This is a genomic window from Zobellia uliginosa (assembly GCF_900156625.1).
Classification (GTDB): domain Bacteria; phylum Bacteroidota; class Bacteroidia; order Flavobacteriales; family Flavobacteriaceae; genus Zobellia; species Zobellia uliginosa.
In genome coordinates, this window is the sequence record NZ_FTOB01000002.1 from 692,604 (window position 1) to 715,805 (window position 23,202).

18 protein-coding genes are annotated in these 23,202 nt (G+C 43.7%); 10 read left to right on the plus strand and 8 right to left on the minus strand.

Features of this window, described 5'->3' with window-relative positions; translation table 11 throughout:
* Positions 1-14: 14 nt before the first annotated feature.
* The 8 genes from BW980_RS07385 (at position 15) to BW980_RS07425 (ending at position 10,947) form a co-directional block, all read left to right on the plus strand.
* A complete protein-coding gene (locus BW980_RS07385; RefSeq protein ID WP_076454270.1) occupies positions 15-1,373 on the plus strand; it encodes a glucoamylase family protein in 1,359 nt (452 codons plus the stop codon).
* Positions 1,366-2,751, plus strand: coding sequence for a glucoamylase family protein (locus BW980_RS07390; RefSeq protein WP_394333490.1), 1,386 nt, complete (start codon positions 1,366-1,368; stop codon positions 2,749-2,751). Before BW980_RS07385 ends, BW980_RS07390 begins: the two co-directional genes overlap by 8 nt.
* A gap of 112 nt (positions 2,752-2,863) precedes the next feature.
* The gene (gene bglX, locus BW980_RS07395) at positions 2,864-5,137 is read left to right on the plus strand and encodes a beta-glucosidase BglX (RefSeq protein ID WP_076454272.1); all 2,274 of its coding nucleotides are present in this window, start codon (positions 2,864-2,866) and stop codon (positions 5,135-5,137) included.
* Between the two features lie 16 nt (positions 5,138-5,153).
* Complete coding sequence (locus BW980_RS07400; RefSeq protein ID WP_076454273.1) at positions 5,154-6,788, plus strand: sulfatase family protein; 1,635 nt, start codon at positions 5,154-5,156, stop codon at positions 6,786-6,788.
* Positions 6,789-7,301: 513 nt separating this feature from the next.
* Positions 7,302-8,915, plus strand: coding sequence for a glutamate synthase-related protein (locus tag BW980_RS07410; protein WP_076454275.1), 1,614 nt, complete (start codon positions 7,302-7,304; stop codon positions 8,913-8,915).
* An 11-nt stretch (positions 8,916-8,926) separates the two neighbouring features.
* Entirely contained in the window at positions 8,927-9,661 is a 735-nt protein-coding gene (locus tag BW980_RS07415; protein ID WP_076454277.1) for a hypothetical protein, read from the plus strand.
* A 2-nt stretch (positions 9,662-9,663) separates the two neighbouring features.
* On the plus strand, positions 9,664-10,317 hold the full coding sequence (locus BW980_RS07420) for an NAD(P)H-hydrate epimerase (protein ID WP_076454279.1): 654 nt from the start codon (positions 9,664-9,666) through the stop codon (positions 10,315-10,317).
* A 6-nt stretch (positions 10,318-10,323) separates the two neighbouring features.
* Positions 10,324-10,947: a Pycsar system effector family protein gene (locus BW980_RS07425; protein WP_076454281.1), complete on the plus strand. Its 624-nt coding sequence runs from the start codon at positions 10,324-10,326 to the stop codon at positions 10,945-10,947.
* On the opposite strand, the gene BW980_RS07430 is transcribed toward BW980_RS07425, so the two are convergent.
* Positions 10,944-11,303, minus strand: a complete 360-nt coding sequence (locus tag BW980_RS07430; RefSeq protein WP_076454283.1) for a hypothetical protein — start codon at positions 11,301-11,303, stop codon at positions 10,944-10,946. The genes BW980_RS07425 and BW980_RS07430 overlap by 4 nt on opposite strands.
* A 216-nt stretch (positions 11,304-11,519) precedes the next feature.
* On the opposite strand from BW980_RS07430, the gene BW980_RS07435 reads away from it, so the two are divergent.
* Entirely contained in the window at positions 11,520-12,965 is a 1,446-nt protein-coding gene (locus BW980_RS07435) for a sulfatase (RefSeq protein WP_076454773.1), read from the plus strand.
* 10 nt (positions 12,966-12,975) lie between these two features.
* On the opposite strand, the gene BW980_RS07440 is transcribed toward BW980_RS07435, so the two are convergent.
* The 7 genes from BW980_RS07440 to BW980_RS07470 all read right to left on the minus strand — a co-directional run bounded on the left by BW980_RS07440 (position 12,976) and on the right by BW980_RS07470 (position 21,934).
* The gene (locus BW980_RS07440) at positions 12,976-13,644 is read right to left on the minus strand and encodes an SCO family protein (protein WP_076454285.1); all 669 of its coding nucleotides are present in this window, start codon (positions 13,642-13,644) and stop codon (positions 12,976-12,978) included.
* Between the two features lie 13 nt (positions 13,645-13,657).
* Positions 13,658-15,385: a tetratricopeptide repeat protein gene (locus BW980_RS07445; protein ID WP_245799989.1), complete on the minus strand. Its 1,728-nt coding sequence runs from the start codon at positions 15,383-15,385 to the stop codon at positions 13,658-13,660.
* A gap of 301 nt (positions 15,386-15,686) precedes the next feature.
* Positions 15,687-17,030, minus strand: a complete 1,344-nt coding sequence (locus tag BW980_RS07450) for a hypothetical protein (protein ID WP_083690406.1) — start codon at positions 17,028-17,030, stop codon at positions 15,687-15,689.
* Positions 17,031-17,281: 251 nt separating this feature from the next.
* A complete protein-coding gene (gene dnaN, locus BW980_RS07455; protein WP_076454287.1) occupies positions 17,282-18,400 on the minus strand; it encodes a DNA polymerase III subunit beta in 1,119 nt (372 codons plus the stop codon).
* A gap of 130 nt (positions 18,401-18,530) precedes the next feature.
* Positions 18,531-20,201, minus strand: coding sequence for a gliding motility-associated ABC transporter substrate-binding protein GldG (gene gldG, locus BW980_RS07460; RefSeq protein WP_076454289.1), 1,671 nt, complete (start codon positions 20,199-20,201; stop codon positions 18,531-18,533).
* Positions 20,201-20,932 (minus strand): gliding motility-associated ABC transporter permease subunit GldF, encoded by a 732-nt coding sequence (gene gldF, locus BW980_RS07465; RefSeq protein WP_076454291.1) that lies wholly within the window; start codon positions 20,930-20,932, stop codon positions 20,201-20,203. Before gldF ends, gldG begins: the two co-directional genes overlap by 1 nt.
* A 168-nt stretch (positions 20,933-21,100) precedes the next feature.
* Complete coding sequence (locus BW980_RS07470) at positions 21,101-21,934, minus strand: SAM hydrolase/SAM-dependent halogenase family protein (RefSeq protein WP_076454293.1); 834 nt, start codon at positions 21,932-21,934, stop codon at positions 21,101-21,103.
* Positions 21,935-22,224: 290 nt separating this feature from the next.
* Here BW980_RS07470 and BW980_RS07475 point away from each other — a divergent pair, with 290 nt between their 5' ends.
* The gene (locus tag BW980_RS07475; protein ID WP_076454295.1) at positions 22,225-23,178 is read left to right on the plus strand and encodes a PhoH family protein; all 954 of its coding nucleotides are present in this window, start codon (positions 22,225-22,227) and stop codon (positions 23,176-23,178) included.
* Positions 23,179-23,202 lie beyond the last annotated feature (24 nt).

Consider the following 23,202-nt stretch of genomic DNA (forward strand, 5'->3'; position numbering starts at 1 on the left):
TTTTAAAAAAATATATGAGATTAGTTTTATTGGCCCTGATTATGGGCACACTTTCAATAGGTTGCGGCGGCAATCCTTCTAAAAAAGACCAGCAAGAGGTAAAGGCCGATCAAGAACTGACCGATGACCAATTGTTCGACTTGATCCAAAGACAGACTTTTGATTATTTCTGGGATGGAGCCGAACCTACTTCGGGTTTGGCCCGGGAACGCATCCACATGGACAATGTGTATCCTGCACATGATAAGGATATCATTACTACGGGAGGTTCGGGCTTTGGACTTATGGCCATTCTAGTGGGAGTCGAACGGGGATTTATTACCCGCGAAGAAGCCCTTGAACGCTATGAAAAATGTGTTTCCTTTCTTGAAACCTCCGATAGGTTTCACGGGGCTTGGCCCCATTGGCTTATGCCCGATGGAAAAATGACCCCTTTTAGCAAAAAGGATAATGGGGGGGATTTGGTTGAAACCGCTTTTCTGGTCCAGGGCCTATTGACCGTCAAGGAATACTTTGAAGTCGGTAACGCACGCGAAAAGAAATTGGCAGACCGCATTCAAAAACTTTGGGAAGAGGTCGAATGGGACTGGTATACCAAGGGTGGGGAGAATGTGCTCTATTGGCATTGGTCCCCTGAGTACCAATGGGAAATGAATTTCCCGGTAGGGGGATATAACGAAGCCTTGATTATGTATATTCTGGCTGCGGCATCGCCTACACATCCTATCGGTAAAGAGGTTTATGAGCAAGGGTGGGCCCAAAATGGGAAAATCACGAACGATACCACTTTTTATGGCCTTCGTACGGTACTCAACCATTACGAGCATGATAGGTCTCCCGTAGGCCCCATGTTTTGGGCGCATTATTCGTATTTGGGACTTAACCCCAAAGGGCTAAAAGACCAATATGCCGATTATTGGGAGCTGAACGAAAACCACGCCCTGATCCAATATCGTCATGCGCTTGAAAATCCGCATGAATATAAAGGCTATGGAAAGAATCTTTGGGGCCTGACCTCTAGCTATTCGATGAAAGGATATGCAGGTCATAGACCTGATAGGGACTTAGGGGTCATCTCTCCTACGGCCGCCCTATCATCAATGCCGTACACACCGGAACAGAGCAAGGATTTTTTACGGTATATGTATGCAGAACAAGACTCCTTGATCGGACAATACGGGCCCTATGATGCCTTTAGCCTTGAAAACAAATGGTACGTACCTCGATACTTGGCCATTGACCAAGGACCTATTCCGGTGATGATCGAAAACTATAGAAGTGGACTCCTATGGAAGCTGTTTATGAAGAACGACGATGTTCGCAAGGGATTGAAAAAATTAGGGTTTAGCTCTGAAAATATTGATGATGAGTAGGGCTTTGGGTTTCGTTTTGGTGTTTTTGGTTTTTGCTTCTTGTTCTTCGGATGATGCAGGTGGTGGTGGGATCGGGGTTTCTGAACTTCCGGAAGTACCCGAGGAAAATGAACCCGAAATAGAAGTGGAGTTGACCGATGAGGAGCTTCTCGACCTAACCCAAAAAGAAACCTTTAAGTATTTCTGGGATTTCGCCCAGACTGAATCGGGTGCCGCCCGTGAAAGGTATCACCCCCAAGACCCGTTAAACGACCCTAATACGGTAACGGTTGGGGGAACGGGCTTTGGCCTTATGGGGATTTTGGTCGCTATGGAAAGAGGTTTGGTGTCCCGTAGCGAGGGAGTCGAAAGACTGGAGAAAATCATTTCTTTCTTAGAAGGAGCCGATAGGTTTCACGGGGCATGGCCCCATTGGTTGGATGGACGTAACGGGAATACCCTTCCCTTTAGTGAAAAGGATAATGGGGCCGATTTGGTGGAAACTTCCTTTTTGGCACAAGGGCTGATCTGTGTAAAAGAATATTTGAAAGAGGGCAATTCCAAAGAACAAGCAGTGGCCCAAAAAGCCGATGAACTATGGAAAGCTGTTGAATGGGACTGGTTTACACAAAATAAAAACACCTTGTACTGGCATTGGAGTCCTGATTTCGGTTTTGATACCGGTCTTGAGTTGAAGGGGTATAATGAAGTATTGATTACCTATGTCATGGCAGCGGCTTCCCCTGATTTCTCAATTGCCAAAGAAGTTTATGAAAACGGTTGGGCCTCCAACGGGGCGATTGCCAATGGGGCTTCGGCCTACGATATTCCAGTTATTGTCAATCATGCAGGTAGTTCCTCAAAAGGCGGGCCATTGTTCTGGGCGCACTATTCCTATATGGGCTTAGACCCTAGTAACTTGGCCGATGCCTTTGTGAATTATGGGGATGCCACGCTAAACCATGTCAAGGTCAATTATGCCTATTGTGTGGATAATCCCAAGAATTATAAAGATTACGGTAAAGATTGTTGGGGGCTTACGGCCAGTTATAGTAGAAATGCAGATGGAAACTTAGGCTATAATGCCCATAGTCCCTCAAATGACACTGGTGTAATTTCCCCTACTGCGGCTTTAAGCTCTATGCCCTACACACCGGAGGAATCCATGAGGGCGCTACGGTATTTTTATAGTAACAAGGAGCAACTTTTAGGTCCGGCCGGTTTTTATGATGCTTTTAGTCCCCAATACAATTTCTGGGTGGCCGATGCGTATTTGGCCATTGACCAAGGTCCTATTTTAGTAATGATCGAGAATCATAGATCGGGATTGCTATGGCGGCTCTTTATGCAAAATGAAGATGTGCGGCGCGGACTCGATCGTTTAGGTTTTACCTATTAGATAGTCACTTTAAGAATCAAGGAATACCATGTGGGGAATCGGTTTAAACTGATTGGCCAAAGGGATGGTTTTGCCAAAATTTAATTCGACATAAAAATATAAATAACAGAAAATGAAGAATATAAAGAGAAGAATCTGTTTTTTGACGCTTGTAGTCGGCTTTTCGACTTTTGTGCGTTCCCAAGAAACGATAGAAGCGGTGGAGCAGCTTCTATCCCAAATGACCTTGGATGAAAAAATCGGCCAACTCAATCTATTGACTCCCGGAGGGGGCATTGCCACAGGTTCGGTAGTGAGCGAAAATGTAGAGGCTAAGATCAAGGCAGGACAGGTGGGGGGACTTTTTGGGGTTTCCGGGCCTGAAAAGGTAAGGCAGGCCCAAAAAATAGCCATTGAAAATTCACGGCTAAAGATTCCCTTACTTATTGGTTCAGACATCATACATGGCTACAAAACGACCTTTCCCATACCCTTGGGAACGGCCGCTAGTTGGGATGTTGGGCTAATTCAAAAAATGGCGGAAACCGCAGCCAAGGAAGCTACGGCAGATGGGATCAACTGGAATTTCTCACCTATGGTAGATATAGCCCGAGATCCCCGTTGGGGGCGTATTGCCGAAGGGGCGGGTGAAGACCCGTATCTGGGGAGTGCCATTGCCAAGGCGATGATAAGGGGCTATCAGGGAAGCGATCTTTCAGCTCCTAATACGATGATGGCCACGGTAAAACACTTGGCCCTGTACGGTGCGGCCGAAGCGGGGCGTGATTACAATACCGTAGACATGGGCAGGTTGAAAATGTACAACCAATACTTACCGGTTTATAAGGCGGCCGTAGATGCCGGGGTAGGTAGTGCCATGACTTCGTTCAACGATATCGATGGGGTTCCGGCTTCGGGCAACGAATGGTTGATTACCGAACTTTTGCGGAACCAATGGGGCTTTAAGGGCTTTGTGGTTTCCGATTATACCTCGGTAAACGAGATGACCGCCCACGGACTGGGAGATTTACAGGCAGTATCCGCTTTAGCCTTAAATGCAGGGCTTGATATGGATATGGTTGGGGAAGGGTTTCTTACCACATTAAAGCAATCGGTGGCCGAGGGCAAGGTTACCGAAGCGGCAATCACCGGGGCATGCCGTAGAATATTGACCGCTAAATATAAATTGGGACTCTTTGACGACCCTTACCGCTATTCCGACGAGAGTAGACCGGCAAAAGACATTCTTACGGAGGGGAACAGAAGTTTGGCCCGTGAGGCGGCAAAGCGCTCTTTCGTACTGCTGAAAAAACAAGGCGATATACTTCCACTGAAGAAGAAGTCCAAAATAGCATTGATAGGGCCTTTGGCCAACAATAAGAACAATATGTTGGGAACTTGGGCCCCTACAGGTGACCCACAGTTGTCCGTTCCTGTTTTAGAAGGTTTTAAGAATGTGGCCCCAAAAGCAAAAATAAGCTATGCCAAAGGCGCCAATATTACAGATGACCCCGATTTGGCCCAACGGGCCAATGTGTTCGGAACACGGGTAGAAATAGACGGGCACCCTTCGGCGGCCCTGTTGAAGGAAGCCTTGGATTTGGCAAAAGATGCCGATGTCGTTGTGGCCGTAGTAGGCGAGGCCAGTGAGTTTAGTGGAGAGGCGGCCAGTAGAACCGATATTTCCCTTCCAAAAAGCCAAAAGCGACTTTTAAAAGAATTGGCAAAGATCGGAAAGCCTTTGGTAATTGTCCTGATGAGCGGAAGACCCTTGACCATTGCCGAAGAACTGGAACTTCCTGCCAGTATACTTCAAGCATGGCACCCTGGTGTAGAAGCGGGCAATGCTATAGCCGATGTAGTTTTTGGGGATTATAATCCCTCAGGAAAGTTAACGGCGACCTGGCCCAGAAACGTAGGGCAAATTCCTGTATATCACAGTATGAAAAATACGGGCAGGCCCATAGAGGGAGATAATTTTCAAAAGTTTAAATCGAACTATCTCGATGTGGAGAATACGCCGCTCTTACCTTTTGGGTATGGCCTGAGCTATACCGATTTCAGTTATTCGAATATCCAATTGAACGAAGATGAAATCGAACAGGGCGAATCGATTTCGGTTTCGGTTGAGGTAAGCAATATTGGTGCATATGACGGGGAAGAAGTGGTACAGTTATATCTACGGGATGTTGTACGTACGATAACCCCGCCTATGCGCGAACTGAAGGGTTTCAAGAAAATATTCTTAAAAAAGGGGGAAACAAAAACGGTTGAATTGACCTTGCGGCCCGAAGACCTGAAGTTTTATAACGCTGCCTTGGAATTTGTTGCCGAGCCAGGGGAATTTGAAGTTTTTGTGGGGACCGACGCTACGGCAGATTTGAAAACATCCTTTAGATTAAAATAGCCTCAATCGATTTACTATGCTTTTACGATCCCTCTTCCTATATGTATTTTTTGCCTTTGCTTTTCTAGCTTGTAAAGAGAATCCTCCACTCGCGGAAGAGACGGTGCCAAAGACGAATATTCTGTTCATCATGGCCGACGACCATGCTATTCAAGCCATAAGTGCCTATAATCATCCGATTGCACAATTGGCCCCTACACCGAATATAGATCGGCTGGCCAAGAACGGCGCCCTTTTTACGCATAGTTATGTAACGAATTCCATTTGCGGTCCAAGTCGGGCCGTTATTCTTACGGGCAAGCACAGTCACCTGAATGGGTTTAGACAGAACGGAGACCATTTTGACGGTAACCAAACCACCTTGCCCAAAATACTCGGACAAGCAGGTTATCAGACTGCTTTGATTGGAAAATGGCATCTAGACAGCGCACCCCAAGGCTTCGATTACTCCAAGGTTCTCGTAGACCAAGGGAATTACTATAATCCTGATTTTGTTCAAAATGGGGATACTACAAGGGTGGAAGGCTATGCTACCGACATCATAACCGAAGAAGCCTTGACCTGGTTGAAAGATCAACGGAAGGATGGTCTTCCCTTTTTTATGATGGTGCATCACAAGGCCCCACACCGCAACTGGATGCCCGCCTTACGTCACGTGAATAAATATGACTCCGTACAGTTTCCCCTTCCCGACAGCTATTTTCCTTCCTTTAAAAAGCAAAAGGCGGCAGAAGCGCAATTACAGACCATTTATGATGATATGTACGAAGGGCATGATTTAAAGATGACCCAAGGATACGGCAGCACCGAATTGGCCCACAACCCATGGACAACCGATTTTGAACGTATGACGCCCGAACAGCGCAAGGCTTGGGATAAGGCCTATTTGCCCAAAAACAATGCTTTTCATAAGGCAAAGCTGAAAGGAAAGGCCCTTGCCGAATGGAAGGGACAGCGCTACCTACAAGACTACATGGCTACCATTGCCGCAGTAGATGAAGGTGTGGGTGAGATTTTAGATTACCTAGAGGAAAGCGGACTCGATAAAAATACCTTGGTGGTTTACACTTCCGATCAGGGATTCTACCTGGGAGAGAACGGTTGGTTCGACAAGCGTTTTATGTATGAAACCTCCTTTGGTACACCTTTGTTGATGCAATTGTCAGGTACGATTCCCCCGGGGACCCAAATAGATGCCATGGTCCAAAACCTAGACTTTGCACAGACCTTTCTAGACTTTGCTGGGGTGACGGATAAAACTGAAGCCATGCAGGGGCAATCATTCAAAGGCTTACTCGATGGAAGTATGGATCCCGATGATTTTCGTGATGTTATCTACTATCATTATTACGATTACCCTGCTTTTCATATGGTCAAGAAACACTATGGGGTTCGAACCAAACGGTATAAGCTCATGCATTTTTATGATGATATAGACAGTTGGGAGTTTTACGACCTATACAAAGACCCTAAGGAGTTGAATAATCTCATCGATGACCGAACCTATACTTCCATTATCGATCAAATGCATCATAAAATCGATAGCCTTCAAAAGGTATACAAGGTAAGCGAAAGGGAATTTCATAAAGCACCGAAAGAAGCCGTCGATAAGGCCTATAAACAATTCAAGCGGTTACGCGGTAAACCGTGAAGCTTGGGTTTGTTATGGGTAGGGGGACTTCTTTTTTTTTTATAAGTTATCCTATTCATAAACATATAATTGAAAGAAAGTCCTGTTTTTTACGACAAAAGGTCGAAACCGACCTATTGTGAAGTGTTTTAGAATCGACCATTTTATTGCCTACCTTCTTTTTTCTGTTGCCACTGCAGTGTTTTTCCAACAAATTGAAAGGTCGATATACATAACTGCAAATACAGCAATTCATAATGATTCGGGAGTATTGGAACATATGGTTTCAGCAGTTAACGGCCAAGCAACTTCATCCCTTATTGTTACGGTCGATCGTATAACGGCTAGTTTTGATTACGCTAAGGTTTGGCTCCAAAATAACACTTCCCACATCTGGTATAATTCCGTTGGAGGTTCGCTTTGGCTCATTGGGCAGAGGCATTTACAACTAATTTAGGTTATTTTAGTAGTGCAGACGGTGGGCGAATTGTATTCGTACTCGGCTTTTCTTTTTAATATTTAAAAACACATCTTATGAAAAAACCAATTGCAATTGCCCAAGTATCATCCTTAGAAAATAAGAAACCGGAACACGCACTGGTCAACGGTTTGGATTTGGTTATTGTAAAGTTTGACGATGATATTTATGTATTGTACGGTAGATGTTTGCATAGGGGAGCTTTGATGTCAGACGGCCATGTAGATGGCCATAATCTTATCTGTGGTGTTCACGGTTGGGATTATAGAGTAGATACCGGGGTCTCGGAATACAATAATGCTGAGGTTTTACATAAGTTTTCTACTAAAATAGAAGGCGACAGTCTTTTTGTAGATGAGGAAGAGATAGATGCTTATTTGATAGACAGTCCCCAACCCTTTAACAGGGAAGCCTATTTGGGCGCTTACGCAGATACCCACCCCGAAGAAACGGAACCGTACACCGGCTATATAAAGGAATTGGCTACCAACGGATTGAAGAATCTAGGTCACCATGGTTTTTCCGCCTCTATGGGAGTGGATAGAAATACCTTGCCAAAATGGAGCGATATTCAATTTTTGCCGGCCCAATTGGCGAGCAGGCCTTTGCTAGACGAAGACGAGGTGGCAACAAAGGTGGTAATCGGACCTAAAGCAAAGAAGCCATTGACCTTAGATATTCCTTTGTTTGTCAGCGATATGAGTTTTGGTGCCTTATCACGTGAAGCTAAAATAGCTTTGTCAAAAGGAGCACAATTAGCGGGTACGGGTATTTGTTCGGGAGAAGGCGGAATGCTGCCTCAGGAACAGGAAAATAACAGCAAGTATTTTTACGAACTGGCATCGGCCAAATTCGGATTTTCTTGGGATAAGCTAGACCATGTACAAGCCTTTCATTTTAAAGGCGGACAAGGTGCTAAAACAGGTACGGGCGGTCATTTGCCGGGAGCTAAGGTTAGTAAGGAAATTGCTGAAGTTCGAGGGTTGAAAGAAGGCGAGACGGCAATCTCACCGGCTACTTTCCCCAATTTTCACGGGGTGGAAGATTTTAAAGCCTTTGCGGCCCAAGTTAGGGAACGCACAGGGGGTATTCCAATAGGATTCAAAATTGCGGCCAGTCATATCGAAAAAGACATTCAGTTTGCCCTAGATGTGGGGGTAGATTATATCATTTTAGATGGTAGAGGGGGAGGTACCGGTTCTGCGCCTACCATTTTAAGGGATAATATCAACATACCCACTATACCTGCTTTGGCAAGGGCAAGAAAATATCTGGACAAAGTCGGTGCAACCGACATAACTTTAGTAATTACCGGAGGCTTGCGAATTGCAGAAGATTTTGCAAAGGCCTTGATGTTGGGGGCGGATGCCATTGCGGTTTCCAACTCGGCTTTGCAGGCTATCGGTTGTTTGGGCATGCGGGCCTGTGGAAGCAACAACTGTCCGGTAGGAATCGCTACACAAAAAGAATCGCTGCGCAGTAGGTTGATAATTGAGTCGTCGGCAAAACAATTACACAACTATTTCGATGCAACAAATAACTTGATAAAAGTGGTTGCTAGGGCTTGTGGTCACGATGATGTTTCAAAATTCAATTTTGATGACCTCGCTACTTACAATTATGATATGCATAAACTAACTGGAATTAATTATGCCGGTGTGAACGCCTAAAAAAATATACTATGGAAAAAATGATGTATTTAGCAGCACAATATTTAGCTGCGGCTGGAATAAGTTTTGTAGGGAAGAAAGCAGATGATAGCCATACGAATCTTGGGTGGTCAATTGATAAGCAATGTTTGGAAACACACCCGTTATCAACAGACGGAGATGTTCTTGCCTTAAACTATAATACCTTTTCTTTAGCGTGGAATTCCCCTAAGAACAATGCTTCTTTTGCCTTGGATGGAAAAACCCATGGGCAGGTATTGGGGTGGCTAACGAATTCGGCCGATGCATTTTTGGGTAAGAAGTATACCTATGATTTTCATTACGACCTGCCGTATTCAATTGATGATTCTTTCACCTTTAAATTCCATGCCTCCAAATTAAAAGAGCTTGCTGGTTTAAGGACTTTGGCGCAATCGAGTTTAGAAAAGACCCTTGCGGAAAATGATTTGGTATCGGACATCCGTATTTGGCCCCATCACTTTGATTCAGGCGCTTATGTTGGTATGGGCGATGATTTGGCCCTGGGCTTTGGTTTGGCCGTTCCCGATTCGATGGTCACTGAACACTATTTTTATATCAGCGGATACCAAGGTCATGATGGCATAGAAACATCAAATTTTGGTTCACTTTCTATGGGTGAATGGAAGAACGAAGGGTTTAAAGGAGCGGTTTTACCGGCTGTAAACATTAACGAAACTCAAGTCGTACAGTTTTTTACGGAAGCTATAAACACCTATAAAAAGTAAATATGCAGGTATCAAGTCTTTCCCTGGAAGCCTTTAAGGATATGGATTATTGGGCAGTTGAAAAATATAAGCTGTCCATTGAATTGATGATGGAAAATGCCGGACTTCAATTAGCTAGATTAGTCGCCAAGAAGGCAACCAAGAACTCAGTCGTCACTATTGGTGTGGGGAATGGAAACAATGGTGGTGGCGGATTGGTAGCAGCCCGTCGACTGGCTGCTTGGGGGGTTAAGGTATATTTAGATGTGGTAGTGCCTATTACCAAAGAGCTGCCAAAAGCCCAATTGGAACGAGCCTTGTTATTCGGTGCTATAAAAGGCATACCGGAAACAACGGATATTTGGGTTGATGCCTATTTAGGGTTTTCGCAACGCTTGCCCTTGTCAGATGCCTTTGTCAAAAGTATTGGGCTGGCCAACACATCATCGGCATTTAGAATAGCATTGGATATTCCCATAGGTATTTCCAAAGATGGGGAGTTGTCAGGGTTCAAGGCAGACCAGGTAATGACCTTGGCGGCGCCTAAAACGATATTGGAAGAATTGCCAAATCGAATAGAAGTGTTTGTGGCCGATTTGGGGATTCCTAAGGCTGTTTATCGGCATTTTGACGTAGAGATGCCTGATTTTTCAAAGAATCAACTAATCGCTTTATAATATGATATGAAAGAGGCTAAGGCGAGAGCTAAAATAATCGATAAGCAATTGATTGCCGAATTGGGAATTGATAAGGAGAAGCTAAAAGAACTAAAGAAGAAGCTCTTAAAAGTAGAACCGCGCTCGGAACGTGGTGCGGAAACATTGTTTCGCTTGGTATCGAGAAACCAATATACCTTGAATACCATGATCGATAGAAAATCGAACATTCTTATTTCCATCAACGCCCTTATTCTTTCCATTATCTTGGGAACGGTACTCACGCAATTGGACAAAGACCCGCATCTTATATTTCCGGCAATCATAATGTTGGGAACCAATCTCATTTCTATCGGGTATGCCATATTTGCTACGAGACCCGAACTTACGCACGGAAATAAGGCAACGAACAACCTTTTGTTCTACGGTAATTTTAATACCATGGAAGAAAGGCAGTACACCGAAGAGCTCACCAGCTTAATGTACAAAGGAGACGAACTTTACAAGACCATAGCAAAAGATACTTTTCATTTGGGAAAGACCATAGATAAAAAGTTCAAACTCCTTAGAACCTCTTTTCATGTCTTCCTGGTCGGCATCGTCTTAGCGGTTATAGGGTTTATTGTTTGCCATATTATGTTTGCCTTTTAATTTAGTAATTCGGGCTTGGTAGAGACCCTAAAACAACGCTCTTCCCCTAAATAAAGCGGATTCCCGTGTTTTTCGGACCAAAAGCCATCGAGAATGTCCTTGTTGATGCATTGGTATACGGCAACGCCCTTGTAAATATTTTGGTCTTCGCCAACATACTTGAAGTTTATAACAAGGATATTGTTTTTGAAGAAGCCGGTGCCGGTTTGCCCTTGGTTGGTACCGATGGTCCATTTGGCAACGATTCTGGCATTCCTATCTAAAGATAAAACCAGTTTTCCCTTATAGGAATGTGCTTCGGCATCTTGATTGCTTCCTATAATCGTATACTCACCAACGAGGTCCTGAACGGTCATATCATTTTCTTTGGAGCGCAAAACTATTGAAAATTTAGTTGGGCTTTTTCGATTCTAGGTTTCAATTATCCATTACAATGCAGATATCCCTAGTTCTATCTATATTTCAATATATTTAAGGGGAAGTAGTCGCGCCTATGTTTTTAGAAAGCTATGGGAAACATAATCGGTCTTGGGTTCTCGATCTATGATTACGGAGAAATAAATATAGAGATAATGAAAAACGGAATAATGACCCTAGTAGCCCTTTGTCTATGTGTTATAGGCTGTAAAGAGACAAAAACGGCAGGTGAAGTACCGGAGGCTAAGGGTGAAACGAAACCTAAAAATGTAGTTTTTATTTTAGTCGATGATTTGGGGTGGAAAGATTTAGCTTGCTATGGTAGTTCCTTTTATGAGACACCTAATATTGATAAGTTGGCGGCTCAAAGTAATCGGTTTACCAATGCCTATAGCCCCAATCCTGTTTGTTCGCCCACTAGAGCGGCACTAATGACGGGTAAATATCCCACTAGGGTTGGGATAACGGACTGGATTCCCGGTTATGAAAATAAAAACACCCTACTACAAGGTCCTGAAGATTTATTTGAATTGCCTTTGGAGGAAGTTACTTTTGCGGAGGTCCTAAAGGAAGCGGATTATAAAACGTTTTTTGCAGGTAAGTGGCACTTGGGCGACACCGGTTTTTTTCCGGAAGACCAAGGATTTGATATAAACAAGGGCGGTCATCATAAGGGACAGCCGCCAGGAGGCTATTATTCGCCCTATAAAAACCCGAAACTTTCAGATGGCCCGGAAGGCGAATATTTAACCGACAGGCTTACTGATGAATCTATGGCATTTTTAGAGGAGAATAAAGACCGTCCGTTTTTACTATATCTATCTTATTACACCGTTCATACGCCAATTCAGGCCTCAAAAAAACACATAGCCAAATTCGAGGCAAAGAAGCTGGCCTTAAAGGATAGTGTGGCATTGTTTAAAAAAGAAGGAATGGGGCAAACGGTAATCAACCAATACAATTCAGCCTATGCTTCTATGGTATATGCGCTAGATGAGAATGTAGGTAGGCTTCTGGAAAAAATGGAAGCTTTGGGTGTAATGGATAACACTTTGGTGATTTTTACTTCTGATAATGGAGGGCTGACCACGCTTATGGCCAATCGAAAGGCGCCAACCAGTGTTAGGCCATTAAGGGCGGGTAAGGGTTGGGCTTATGAAGGAGGTATCAGGATTCCGCTATTGATTAAGAGACCGGGACAAAGGAAGGGAAATAAAATTGAGGCTCCCGTTATTAGTATGGACATGTTCCCTACCATTTTAAGTGAACTTGATTTACCGCTTCGGCCAGATTTACATCAAGATGGGCGTAGTCTTACCCCCTTATTGAATGGAGATAAAAATGTGGCCCATGAGAGTTTGTTTTGGGATTATCCGCATTATCACGGTAGTGGATGGACCCCAGGGCAAGCCGTTAGAAAAGGGGATTGGAAACTCATCTATTTTTATGAGGATGACCTCTATGAATTGTATAATTTGAAGGACGATATTTCAGAGGAACATAATGTGGCGCAAACCCGACCTGATAAATTAGAAGAGTTGAAAGAAGAGTTAAAGTATTATAATGAAAAACTAGAGGCACCTAGGCCTACACGAAAATAAGGGGATGGCCTTATAAGTCCTCCGCTTGTAAGGTCGTGATATCAATGGCCAACCGGCTTATATCTTTGTCGCTTGTGCCGTTATAAACACCCCGGATTCTATTCTTTTTATCGATTAAGATAAAGTTCGGGGTATGGATAAAATCCTGTAGTCCACCGTCCCCTTGATTTACCACGGCAAAGTAACTTTTACGGGCGAGCTCGTAAATGTGTTTTTTGTCGCCCGTGGTAATATGCCACTTTCCGTCAATGGCACCGTGTTTGTCGGCATATTCCCTTAAAACCGATACGCTGTCAATTTCTGGGGTAACGGACATGGATAGGAACATCACATCATCGTCGTTCAGGAAGGCCTTTTGCAATTTTTCCATGTGGTTGGCCATAATAGGGCAAATATTGGGGCATCGCGTAAAGAAGAAATCGGCCACGTAAATTTTGTCTTTGTAATTCTCTTGGGTAACGGTGGTATTGTTCTGGTCGATTAAACTGAAATTGGCGACCTTGTGTTTTTTTAAACTGCCCTGAATGGAAAGGTCTACCAATTCGGAATTGAAGTCGGTGGCGTTAAAAATGGGGAGTTTTTTCTCCGTGGAAAAAAGAAGGAATACAAAAAGACCGACGCAAATAGGTAGAAAGGCTATGGCTATAAAAGAATACTTCGTTTTTTTTGATGCACTCATGGCAATGTCAAATTTATAGTACCGATGTTTCGATTTTTATATCGGCATGTTCCCAAGCTTTGTCAAATTCTGTTTTAATGGTTTGGGCCTCCTCTTTCTTGCCTTGAAGTCGTAAGCTCTGGTAGAGTCCCATGAGTGACCATCCGTTCTGTCTTAAGATGTTTAGGTCTTCGGTATATACCTTTTCTGCCTTTTCGTATTGTTCGGCCTTTAAAAGCACCGCTCCTAAATTTTGTCGGGTGGGGATGTGCCAGGCCGCCGGTTCCGTATAGGTAAGCCCATCTTCGAACCGAACGGCTCTTTCCAAATGTTCTATGGCCCGGGTATAGTTGCCTTGAAAGGCTTCGAGTTCGCCCGATACAACTTCATAGGCGATGTTGGCGGCATGCACGGAGGCATTGTTGGCCGTTGCTACAATAGATTCAAGTGCAGGGTCTTCTTTAAGGACGGCAATGGCTTTAAGTTCCTCTTGGGCCTTTGTAATATTTCCCTTTTTAATGAACGCGATCCCTCTGGCGTAATGACGTATAAGGTTGAGGTGTTTTATTTCGGCATTCGGTGCCGGAATGGTCAAAATTTCGTTCCACTTCCCGAATCTGGTATAGGCCAATAAGGGGGTTGCGGCGAAGTCTTGAAGAAAGGGTAGGTCTTTTAGTTCTCCTACGGGTACCTTTTCCGCGGTTTTTTTCGCGGCGTCAATGGCGATTTCACTGGCTCCTAAAAGACTGGCGGACGACCATAGAAAGTGAATGTTATGGGGATAATAGGCTAGGGGGTAAAGCCCTTGGGCAAAGCATTGGCTAATGTAATCTTCATCGGCGACAATGGCCAATTGGTTTGTTTTTACGGCGTCTAGATATCGGCCTACCCGAATGTAGATATGGGAGGGCATGTGTACAATGTGGCCCGCCCCGGGCATTAAGGAAGCGAGTTTGTCGGCACTCTTTACGCCCTTGTCCGGATAGGGCAGTTCAACCATATGAATGTAATAATGGTGCCCACCGGGGTTTTCGGGTTCAAGCTCCATGGCCTTCTCCAAAGCTTTCTTGGCCGCTTTGATATTCGGACTCGGATTTCCTTCTTTATCCCAATAATTCCATCGCACCGTATTCATGGCCGACTGTGCGAACAAGATTTGAATATTGGCATCGTCGGGAAATTGTTCGACCACCTTTTCCATTTTTTTGAAATAGGCCATATCCAGAAGATCGGGATCCTTATTCAAGTCCGTACTATACCGCGCCGATAAGGCTTCTATGAGTGCTTGTTCCTTACGGCTGGCACCCGAGACCAAACCATGGGCCATGGACAAGGCTTCGTTAATTTTGTTTTTTCGGTCCTCAAGGGGTAAAGGGTCATTGATATTAGGCCCCAGTGCATAGGCCTGACCCCAGTAGGCCATGGCCGATTCGGGATCTAGACGGGCGGCTTCCATAAAAGAGCGATGTGCTTCGGCATGGTTAAAGGCGTAAGAAAGTTTTATTCCTTGGTCAAAAAAGGCCTGGGCGCGTTTGTTTTTTGTTGTAATGGAAAAATGAAGGTTCCCGAGATTGTTGAAAAGGGGTGAAATTTGCTTTGTGGTATCTATATCGCCCAGCATAAACTGGGCCGGGGTGCATTTTATAAAGCTTAATGAGGCCTTGGTATAATCGGTTCTGTCGGATCGCTTTTCGTTGAAAAAATGGGCCAAGGCCAAAAGGGAAACGATGGCGAGTGTAAGGTTTGTTTTTGTGTTCATCATATCAGCGGCTCAGTTGGTGTCTATTTTGAAGGTGGAGAGTCCAACAGGGGCATAGGACCTCCCTTATGAGATCATCCCAACCTAAGTTGCACAGAACTATGTAATTACTAATATATCAATTAAATAAAAAATACAATGAAGTTCTGTGTAAAGCGAAGTGTTTTATGTTCACTTGGCCCCGTTTTCTGTGTAAATGGAATGGGTATAAACGAAAACAAGCCCTTTTTGGGGGCTTGTTCTTAAGTGTGTTAAAAGAGCAAGGTGCTAACCTTGAATGTCTCGCGGTAGAATAATTTAACGGTTAAGGTTGGTAGGAAGGTAATTCTACTACGTATGATTCTACGGATTTACCATCTTCGCTACCGCTCCAATCCGAACCGAAAAGTACGCGTGTTCCTGTGGGACTGATGACGGCATGCGGCTCGCCCCAATAATCGAATTCGTCCTCGTCGGCCCTGTGGTGTCCAATTCGGTATACTTCTACATTTCCGGGTTCAACCCGGGCAATGACCAATTCTTGGTCTAAAAGTTTTTGTCCGTCTCCTTCAAAACCGATCATAGAGGCTGCGATCCATCCCGGATTTTTATGGGCTACGGCAGAGATGTGCGTGCCACTTTTAGGGTAGTCATACCCTAGGTTTTCAGATATTACGGGGATACAATCGCCCGTATTCAAATCATAGGCAATGATATTGCCCAAACACCCACCACGTGGACCTTCGCCAAAACTTACCGAAAAATCAGTATCGCTTCCGTTGGCCATTTGACCTAGGCACGAATGCTCGGGCTTATTTTTGTTCAGTCGGGCCTTCACATTGCCATCAGTATCGTATGATGATACATTGTGATAAAAAAGATTACCGCTTGGCGCAGGCATGGCGGCCGTATAATTAACATCGCCTACCTTGAGAAGGGTTAATTTTTTGGTCGAAAAACGATAGGAATAGGTTTGGTCGTTATTACAGCGGAAACCTATGACATCCGAATCCCACGACATCATCTGTACATCGTTGCCCATACTGATGCTTCCGTTACAGCCTGTAAGTTCTTTTAGGTTTACCATGATTTCTTTGTTGCCCGATGATACGGTATACTTGATAAAATCGTCGGTAGATTTATCGAGGTAATATAGGATGTCGGCTTCATTAAAATCCCAAAACAGTTGCTCTAGGTCATCGGGTCGAACATCGTCGAGGTTTCTGATAAAGGCGTAGGTCTTACCGTCTAGCAATTGATGTACGCCATTGGTCTGGTCGTATAGGATCATTCTACTCTCATCGGCATTCCACGCTTGAATGGTACTGTACATGGGTTTAATGACACTACCGTTGCCGCCATTTGAGATTCTACGGATGATCGTACCAAAGGAAGGGTCGACAATGGTCTTTAAGTATTCGGGTTTTGCTACATCTTGCATGGGGTGTGGCTCTAGATCATTGGCGATTAGTTCCGTTGCTACATCAATAGGGATTTCGTTTTCGTCCTCGGTATCTTCCTCGTCCTCAGGGTTCCCTTCTTCGGTAGGGGTTTCCGTTTCTTCTTCCTCGGAATCGTCATTCGTAATTAAGCTTAGGTTGTCGTTCGTACAGCTTATAACACAGAAACCGATGGTAAATAAAAATAGATAAGTCTTCAACTTTTTCATACAATTTTAATTTCGGGGTTTAAAGATGTACGAAATAAACGGCGGTCTAGTTGTTGTATTATAATTTTTTGGGGGAATTATCGAGTGGTAAGTTGATGATTTGCTTCGTGTTATGTTTCTCGCTTTAGCAATTGGCAGGCGTGTCGGGAGATGTCTACTTAATGTAGGGGAGAATGGATCGTAAGACTTTTTTTCAATAAAAAAGCCCCGGAATGAATTCCAGGGCCCCACTATATATTATAATAATATTCTTAGCTATTAAGCATAACCGGCATGACCAACATGGTTACATTTTCACCTTCGTCAAGTCCGTCGATAGGGGTAAGTATACCTGCTCTGTTCGGTAAGCTCATTTCCAAGGAAACATCATCGGAATTGAGATTGTTCAACATTTCGGTCAGGAATCGGGAGTTAAAGCCAATTTGCATATCGTCACCTTGGTAAGAACAGGTCAAACGCTCTTCGGCCTTATTGCTGTAATCGATATCCTCGGCAGAAATATTCAATTCGGCCCCTGCGATTTTTAAACGTATCTGGTGGGTAGTCTTATTAGAGAAAATAGCGACCCTTTTTACCGAGCTCAAAAATTGGTTTCTGGCAATGGAAAGCACATTTGGATTCTCCTTAGGAATTACAGCTTCGTAGTTGGGGTATTTCCCATCGATCAAACGACAGATAAGTTCGGTGTTTTCAAAACTGAACTTGGCATTACTGTCATTGTATTCAATAATGACATCAGACTCGCTACCGGCTAAAATTCCCTTTAAAAGGGTCAAGGGTTTCTTGGGCATTATAAATTCGGCTACTTGGGAAGCCGTAACATCCGTTCTTTGGTATTTTACCAATTTGTGGGCATCGGTGGCCACGAAGGTTAGGTTTTCGGGCGAGAACTGAAAAAAGACACCGCTCATCACCGGTCTAAGGTCATCGTTACCGGCCGCAAATATGGTTTTGTCTATGGCCGTGGCCAAAATATCGCCGACAAGGGTAGTGGAACTAGGGTTGGCCAGTTCAACGGCTTTCGGGAATTCGGCACCATCGGCATAGGCCAAGGCATACTTACCATGGTTTGAGCTGATCTCAACCGTGTTGTTGTCCTCTACAACAAAGGTCAAGGGCTGTTCGGGAAAAGTCTTTAAGGTTTCCAATAAAAGACGCGCCGGAACGGCAATGGTCCCTTGGTTATCAGAATCCACATCCAGTACCGAACTCATTGTAGTTTCAAGATCCGAAGCGGAGACCGTTAGTTTGTTGTTGTCAAGGTCGAATAAAAAATTATCTAAAATAGGTAGCGTGTTGCTATTGTTGATAACACCACCTAAAACTTGTAACTGCTTTAAGAGATACGTACTGGATACTATGAATTTCATAGGAGAATCGTTATTTCAATTTGTGGGATATAGTGTCTAAAAATGTCTCGAAATTAAACCAAGTTTCAAAAAACTCAGTGAAACAAAGATATTTGAAATGCATTTTTTACCGAAACAAACTTATTAACATCTAGGCCCCGTATTTGCGCTTTCTAAAATAGTTGAAAAAGGCCCCAAAAAGAAGTGTCAATCCTACGGGAAGCCCAATATTTATTAGCTGCCAATAGCTTTTCTGGTCAGCGATCTTTTTGGCATCCATAAGGGGTACGGCCACTTTTTTATTTCGAATGTTTATAAGTCCTTTTTCGTCTAAAAGGTAATTCAAGGCGTTTATTAAAAATTCTTTGTTTCCATAATAGTTGTTTGTCCACTTGTCGTAACCCAATTCCAAGGGCCTATTGTTTCGTACCTGGTTGCGTATGATGTCGCCATCCGAAATTACCAACATGGCATTTTCTTGGCCTTGTTCAAGGGAGCCTTTCAAGGCCACCGGTTTGACCCGATTGGCAAATGCCGATGTGAATTTACCGGTGATAAGAACGGCCAAGGGGTTGTTGCCCTTGTTGTAGCGTTCTTTGTCGGGAGGGGTGTTTAGGGCTATGGGGTCTAAACTGATTTGCTTGGGCGTACCGTCTAATTTAGACAGGGGCGAACTCGATAGAAGTATGGTCTTTTTATTGCTATTGTCCAAGATGTCTATAGAGTTGGCAAATTGAAACCGTATGGCCTCGAGGTTATTATTTATAGGATGGTCGTTTTTTGAAAAGACCATCGGGTGGTAATACCAAGGAACGGGATTGTACTGTGAATCGTTTCCTTCTCCCAATGCAATTACGATTTGGGTGAAATACATATCGTTTACCAAATTGCTGTTGATCCGTACACCGTATTTAAAGAAGAAATCAGTAAGGTTTAAGTCTCTCGGAAGTGCCATGGCCGTGCCACTTTGATTAAGAAGGCTGTCCAATTCCATGTTCACCTGATCAATAAGCCACATTGATTTGCCCCCATTTACAATGTACTGGTCGAGCACATATTTTTCGGCATCGGTAAAGGCTTCGGTAGGTTTGGCGATAAGGGCAAGGTCAAATTCCTTTAATTGGTCTAGGGTCCCCTGCGGATTGTTGGCTACGGAATCAAGTGTAATGGCACCTATATTATAATACTCACGAATGGAGGTGAGAAAATCGGCCAAATAAATATCATCAAGTTCGCCATTCCCTTTTAATATGGCAACTCGTTTTTTTTCGGTAAGGTTCACCTTGGCAAATGCATCGGTAAAGGCATATTCTAAGTTCTGTACCGAATTGTTGACGCGGTCTTCGGTGGAGGCCCCTAATTTATTCTTGAGCAAGGGCACCTTAACGGTCTTGTTCTTATAGTTGACCATGGCCCAAGGAAAAACGATTTCTTGTGACACCTTGCCATTGTCCTCTACGGTAACCTGTGCGGGCTTTAGGCCCAATGCCTGTAGGTCGGTAAGCGTGCCTTCAATGTTTTCGGCATCTTCAAGCGGATCTACAAAATTGAATTTTATATTGTTGTTCTTACTGGCGAATTCCTCCAGCAACTGTCGTGTCTCGGTCTTTAGTCTTAAGAATTCGGGAGGGAGGTTGCCCTCTAAAAGCACATCTACGATAACCGGCTGTTCAAATTTCTCTACCGTATTTAAGGCTTCTTGCGATAGGGTATACCTTTGATCTTCGGTAAGGTCAAAACGGGTATACACCCAACCGGAAGCAAAATTGATTATCAGTAGAACGATCAATGCGGCAACTACGCCAATGGCATTTTTCTTCATTATCGGTTTGTGTTTTTAAGCTTTTCTACCGTAAGAAAAAGAAAGAAAGCGGTCAAAGAAACAAAATAAACCAGGTCTCGGGTGTCGAGTACGCCCCGGGCAATGCTTTCAAAGTGATGCTTCATGCCCAATTTTTGTACAAAAACGACGGTTTCACTGGTGCCTATAACGGTAGCCAGACCATCAAAACCATAATACAGTATAAAACAGAGTACGAGTCCCGTGATAAAGGCTACAATCTGGTTTTCCGAAAGCGTAGACGCAAAAAGCCCTACGGTAGTATAGCAGGCCATTAGGAAGAGGGTACCAAAATACGAACCGATAACCAGACCTGTATCTATATTACCTTCCGTAGTGCCCAACTGCGATATGGTATATGCATAGAGCAAGGTTGGGATTAGGGCAATTATTCCCAAAACCAAAGTGCCGAGAAACTTGCCTAAAACGGTTTGCCAAATGGTAAGTGGCTTGATAAAGAGCAATTCTAAGGTGCCCAGTTTTTTCTCCTCCGAAAAACTTTTCATGGTAATGGCGGGAATCAAAAAAAGAAAGACCCACGGGGCCAACAGAAAAAAGTTGCCCAAATCGGCAAATCCGTAGTCGAAAACATTAAACGGTCCCTTGAAAACCCATAGAAACAGTCCGTTGAGAACAAGAAAAAGGCCAATGACCAAATACCCTATGGGTGAAGTAAAGAACGATTGTATTTCACGTTTGAAAATGGCGAGCATATATAAAGCTTCTAGATTGTGGTGTATTTCTTCCGGTCGGTCTGAAATACAGCTAAGTTTGAGGTTGTTTTATGATGAAAGCTTAAAACCATGTCATCAAATTTATAAACAATTTCAATTTAAACCAGTATTTGTTCAATTCATTCTTAATCGGTTCGTAGGCGATTTCTATACAAAACTAATGGTAACGGTATCCCTGTAATCGAGCCCGAGTAGGGTAGAGGCCCCACCTACGGTGTTCAGGTCGCTTTTGTATATGGACAATTGCACATAGCCGGCACTGTTAAAAAGGGCCAAAAGATCACCGGCTCCCTTCCGCTGGCTTCTTTCTAGGTCAAAATTGATAATGTCGCTATACTTATTATGTATCTTCTTGATTTTGGTCGTACGGGCGTTGAGTTCAAAATCGCGCCCTTTACGGTAGGCTTCAAAATAGTTCCTATGGATATTGGTTACCACGTTTCCATAGTTGTCTATGTAGATAACACTACCGATGATTTTATTACCGTTATCGGTGGCACTGGGGGCAAACTCCCTAAGCTCCTTCAATCCGTCAAAGGGCTTGCCCACAACTTCCAAGGTGCCTCCACGGGCTATATGGCAGGCTACCTGTACAAAAACATCAAGCACGGGAAAGGAACCGTGGCTAGGGTTGGGTATATTCAATTCCACTACTTTTTCGGGTTGGACCTCACTGGTAATGAGTCCGATCACCCCATTGTTGGCACTGACAAAATAATGGCCGTTTACCAGAACCGCAATATGTTGGTTCTCGGGGGTGGGTTCCGAATCTACACCGACAATATGTATGGTGCCTTCAGGGAAATGTTTGTAAGCATTTTCTAAGATATAGGCACATTCCTGAATGTTAAACGGACTTATATCATGTGAAATATCAACTATTTTTGCATCGGAGAGCTCTTTGTAAATAGTTCCCTTAAGGGTACCGACAAAGTAGTCTTTTAGACCAAAATCTGTAGTAAGCGTTATAATCGGAGTCATGAATTCTTTTCATTAATATCAAGAAAAGTAGGTGTTAAGCGAGTTTGGGTGGGGTAAACAATGAGGCGTGCAACGGTAATAACTACGCTAAACCGATATAGAAAGGAATGCAGGATGCTACTGGAAAATGTAAAAATCTGATTATTTGAGTTCGCTATCATACAGTAATGTTGATATGTTTTGGTTAGGCAAACTGAAATTTTCGTTAAGTTTGTTAAACAAAATTATAACAAAAAAATAGTCAGGCGAAATATTATGTTCACGGGCTCTCATTTTAACACCTCCACTTTTTGAACGAACTGATAATAGAACTTACAGAGATTAGCCCACGCGAATTTTTCGGGCAACAAAATCAAAATATAGATTTACTGAAAAAGTATTTTCCAAAGCTCAAGATCGTAGCAAGGGGAAGCAAAATAAAAGTATACGGTGATGAAGAGCTCCTAGAAGAGTTCGAACGCCGCTTTGATATGCTTACCGCCCATTTTGGCAAGTACAATAAATTGGACGAAAACAGCATTGAACGTGTGCTGACCAGCAATACGTCCCTAGACTATGAGTCTCCCGAAAACAGTGGGGAAACTTTGGTACATGGGGTGAATGGCCGTCTTATAAAACCACAGACCCTCAATCAACGTAGGTTGGTCGATGCGGCCAAGAAGAACGATATGGTCTTCGCCATTGGGCCGGCAGGTACGGGAAAGACCTATACCGGCGTAGCCTTAGCGGTTAAAGCCTTGAAGGAGAAGCAGGTAAAGCGCATTATCTTAACAAGGCCCGCAGTCGAGGCCGGTGAGAACTTGGGCTTCTTGCCAGGGGATTTAAAAGAGAAATTGGACCCCTATATGCAACCTTTGTACGACGGACTTAGGGATATGATCCCTTCGGAAAAGTTGGCACACTTGATAGAGAACGGAATCATTCAAATAGCCCCATTGGCCTTTATGCGCGGACGTACCTTGGACAATGCCTTTGTTATTTTGGATGAGGCCCAAAACACGACCCATGCACAAATGAAAATGTTCCTTACCCGTATGGGAAAGAACGCCAAATTTATGATTACCGGTGACCCCGGACAGATCGATTTGCCGAGAAGGGTGATTTCAGGACTCAAGGAAGCCCTTTTGATCCTTAAAAATACCCAAGGCATTGAAATTGTTTATCTCGATGATAAAGATGTGATACGTCATAAGCTGGTAAAAAAGGTGATTGACGCATACAAGAATATAGAACACCAGAATTAATACGAAACCCTCTTTAAGTAAAAA